The organism is Bacillota bacterium, from assembly GCA_040754675.1.
Classification (GTDB): domain Bacteria; phylum Bacillota; class Limnochordia; order Limnochordales; family Geochordaceae; genus Geochorda.
Window position 1 is genome coordinate 1 of the sequence record JBFMCJ010000648.1, and the last position, 2,166, is coordinate 2,166.

Annotated in this window: 2 protein-coding genes and 1 pseudogene; 2 read left to right on the forward strand and 1 reads right to left on the reverse strand. The window is 59.2% G+C overall.

Annotation, left to right across the window (positions count from 1 at the left end):
• A partial coding sequence (locus AB1609_22035) for an IS256 family transposase (GenBank protein ID MEW6049115.1) occupies positions 1 to 1,161 on the reverse strand: 1,161 nt, incomplete at its 3' end.
• A gap of 179 nt (positions 1,162 to 1,340) precedes the next feature.
• On the opposite strand from AB1609_22035, the pseudogene AB1609_22040 reads away from it, so the two are divergent.
• Positions 1,341 to 1,667: pseudogene (locus AB1609_22040) on the forward strand (glycosyltransferase family A protein).
• A gap of 30 nt (positions 1,668 to 1,697) precedes the next feature.
• Positions 1,698 to 2,166, forward strand: a 469-nt coding sequence (locus tag AB1609_22045; GenBank protein MEW6049116.1) for a glycosyltransferase family 2 protein, incomplete at its 3' end; no start/stop codon positions are given.

Genomic DNA, 2,166 nt, shown 5'->3' on the forward strand with positions numbered 1-2,166 from the left:
GAGACCCGCCGCCGTCCGGCGCAGTACCTGCTCACCGTTCTGCCAACGCTTCACATTACGGGCCACCGTGCGCACCGCGTCGAAAGCCGACTCCATGGCGTTGGTGGAGCGGAGGCTGCGCGCAAGCAACTCTGGCAGCACCAACCTGAGCACCGTCAGCGTCTCCTCGAGCCCTTCCCGCAGGCTGGCCGCCGCACCCGGATACTCCTTCTCCAGGGCCGAGGCAAGCGCCTGGAGGGCGACGAGGGCGGCCGCGTAGTCAGCCTCGTTGTACGCCCGGTCCAGCTTCCGCTTCACCCACGACCGGGCGTCCTCGGGCAGGTGCTCAAGAACATTACGCACCTTGTGGACCTGGCAGCGCTGCACCGCCGCACACTTGCCCAGGACGTCCCTCACAGCTGCGAGGGCTTTGGAGCCGTCTATCACCACCAGGAAGGGCTGATCGACCCGCAAGCCCCTGCCCACCAGGTCCGAAAGCAGCGACTTGCACACGGCCGAATTCTCCGTCGCTCCCTCCCAGAGCCCCAGGATGTGCTTCTGCCCACCCAGATCCAGCCCCATGGCTGCCACGGCGGTGTGCCCGGCCACCACAACGCCGTCTATGAACAAGGCGGCGAGCCTCACGCCATCAAGTGGCTTGGCCGTCAGTTCTTCCAGGGCTTTGCGGGTCGCCTGAACGAAGCGGCGGCTGATGGTGCTCTTTGAGGTGCCAAGCTGCCCCACGCCTTCCCCCACGGGCTCCAGCCCACGCCTGTACTGCCGGCAGGACAACCCGTGCAGTATCCGTTCCAGGGCAGCCTGGGTGAGCAGTTTGGGATCACGGAAGGCCTCATAGGTTTCCAGACGCACCTCCTGGCCATTCCTCGTGCGCACCCGCGGCCGGTCAATCGAGGCCTTCCGCCCTCCCAGGACAACGGACCTCTTCTCAAACCCATGCCGTACAGCCTGGCGTCCGGCATTGTGCTTGCCCTTAGCGCCTACCACCTCGTTGACTTCCTCTTCCATCATCTGGTGCATGAACTGGAGCCCTACTCCCACGCACATCGCCAGGAGACCCTCTTTGATGCTACCCATCAGTTGCTCAACGGCTACGCCAATCCGGCTGGCCACGGCTTCGAGCAAGGTGTTTGCCATAGGGCCCTGTTCGTGGTACGATTCCATTGGTGGCGGTTACCTCCTTTTCTTGTGCTACCCCGTGTTATACCACGGGGGTTTGAGGGACCACCACCCTCAAATTCCACGATTTTCGGGACTACCTCTCTCTGGTTCGGGCGCCGCAGGTTATGGGTTCGGAGATCACTTTTGCAGGCATGATTCAGTTTCGACCCTGAGGTGAGAGTGTGGAAGGTCGAAATTGTTTCTTTACGGTTTTTACACCAACGTTTAACAGAGCTGATCTTTTGCCTTCAGTTTACAGTAGCCTGCTGGCTCAGAAGACTAACGACTTCGAATGGGTTGTTGTCGATGACGGCTCCACCGACGCAACCCAGGCTTTGGTAACCTCTTGGATTCAAAGGTCGGACTTCCCGATCAGGTACATTCGTCAGCCGAATTCGGGGAAGCATGTGGCTATCAACCGAGGAGTCTCAGCGGCCCGAGGTACCCTTTTTGTGATTATTGATTCGGACGACCAATTGGCTCCTGGGGCTCTCAACTCGATCCGGGAAGCGTGGTTGTCCATTCCCGAAGGGGTGCGGATGGCGTATGCGGGCGTTGCCGGGTTATGCGCGTTCAAGGACGGAAAGATAGTCGGGACGCCTTTTCCGAGGGACAATCTGGATACCAATAACGTGGAGTTGCGATCACGATACCGAGTAAAGGGTGACAAGTTCGAGGTGTACCGTGTGGATATCTTGAGGGAGTTCCCATTTCCCGAGAACCTCGGCGGTTTTGTTACAGAGGGTCTAGTATGGAACCGGATAGCTAGAAAGTATCAGATACGGTGTGTGAACGTGATATGGGCGGTGGTGGAATATCACCCTAACGGCCTCTCGGCGAACAGCATCCTGCTGCGTGCGAAACACCCGGTTGCCGCGTCTCTATATTACGAAGAGCTCTTAGCTTGGGCGGGGCATGGGATAACCTTGGCCCATCGTCTTCGCGCTGCTGCGAATTTTGACCGGTTTAGTATGCACCGGGGTAATTTTTGGCCGTTTTTGCAGGGTA